Raw genomic sequence first — 1,571 nt, forward strand, 5'->3', positions numbered from 1 at the left:
CATGTTTTAAAGTTTCTAAAAACCCCAAAAGATAAAACTTAGGAGGAAATCAGTAATCAATGGCTAATGAAATAATCGAAACCTACAAAATTTTAGAAGAAAGAATAAAGTCAGAGAATATTCAAATTTACTTTGATATGTTGGATTCTCCTTATCCTTCTTTTAAATCCAAAGCTATTCAAGAATTAACAAAGCAAAAAATTGATGCCCCAAGGATTAAAGAGTATTTAAAAGATCCCGATAAAAATGTCAGATTTTCTGCATATAGGTACTTAGATAAAATGGGTCTTTTGGATGAGAATACTATAAAAGAGTCTTTGAAAGACATTTCAGCAAACATTAGAAAAGAAGCAATTATCAGCTACATTCAAATGGATATAAAACCTATAGAATTTATTTTGGAGTTTACCGAAGATCCCGATCCAATGGTTAGATATCAACTGATATCCACCTTTTTGGAATTCTACCCCGAAGATTCAGAAAAGATTATTAGTAAAATGAAAAACGATCCCTATATTAAAATAAAACAGCTGATTTCTGCTTTGCAGAACATCTCTGAAACCTTAAAATCCGAACAAGTAGATAAAAGCGTTAAGGTTATGGCGCTAAGAAGATTTTATGAAAGAGAAGATGCCTATACCTTTTTTAACTCTTTAAAAGAAACTTATTTTGATTGCAACAATGAAACAAAAGGTATAATAATAAAATTCTTTTCTGGTTTACCGTGTGAAGTTATAAATAAATTCATCGAAAAAATCTTGCAGGAAGAAAAAGATATTCACATTCTTCAGCTTGCTGCAAATACCTCAAAGAAAGTTTGTGGAATTGATTCTATTCCTACCTGGTTGATCGACCAATTGGTGAACAGTGAAGAGGCAAAAATCGTTAAGTTTGGATTGAAATTAGCTACTGAAAAGGAAGATATGAGTTATGTAGATTTTTGTAGAGACTTATTATCTGCCGTAGACGATGACTTAGTCATCGGTGCAAGTGACTATCTCATTTATTTTCAAGACTATATGCTTAAAGATTACGTTCCTAACTTTCTAAATTCATTATCCTCCAAACGAATAAGGGAAGGGTTGAAAATAATAAGAAAATTAAAATTAGATAATTTTATAGAAGATATATCATTAATCGCTCTCAACAAAATGTATCCTATTTCCCTAAGAAAAGCCGCCGTTAATCTACTGAAATTTTTTAAAGCAAAAGATTATTGGGAAATCCCAAATCAAATACTTAAAGACCCTTATGAAAACGGTAATTTAAAACTTGCTGCGTTAAATGCACTTCTACGTCTAAATGCGGAGATGGTAGTAAATTTTTAAAAAGATAATGACCGCAGTTTTTGAACCTCACTGCCTGGTTTGTGAAAAAGCGGTAGACTTTGGAGAACTTATTTGCGACAATTGCAGAGGGAATCTTCACTCACCTTCTCTTTCAGAAGGTGATTTTAAAGTTTATCATTATGGAAAATACGAGTATCCTTTGTCCAACTTAATAAAAGAGTTCAAATACCATTCACATCCAAAAATTGCCCAAATTTTTGGAAATATGCTAGCAAAGTTTTT

The 1,571-nt window shown here is 31.3% G+C and carries 2 protein-coding genes; both read left to right on the top strand.

Annotated elements, in window-relative coordinates:
- Positions 1-59 precede the first annotated feature (59 nt).
- A complete protein-coding gene (locus AA81_RS00175) occupies positions 60-1,328 on the top strand; it encodes a HEAT repeat domain-containing protein (protein ID WP_103079385.1) in 1,269 nt (422 codons plus the stop codon).
- Between the two features lie 7 nt (positions 1,329-1,335).
- A partial coding sequence (locus tag AA81_RS14370) for a ComF family protein (RefSeq protein ID WP_211292608.1) occupies positions 1,336-1,571 on the top strand: 236 nt, incomplete at its 3' end.

Source organism: Petrotoga halophila DSM 16923 (assembly GCF_002924615.1).

Coding starts and splice junctions, on each gene's coding strand:
- AA81_RS00175 (WP_103079385.1), top strand. CDS start 60: ATGGCTAATGAAATAATCGAAACCTACAAAATTTTAGAAGAAAGAATA.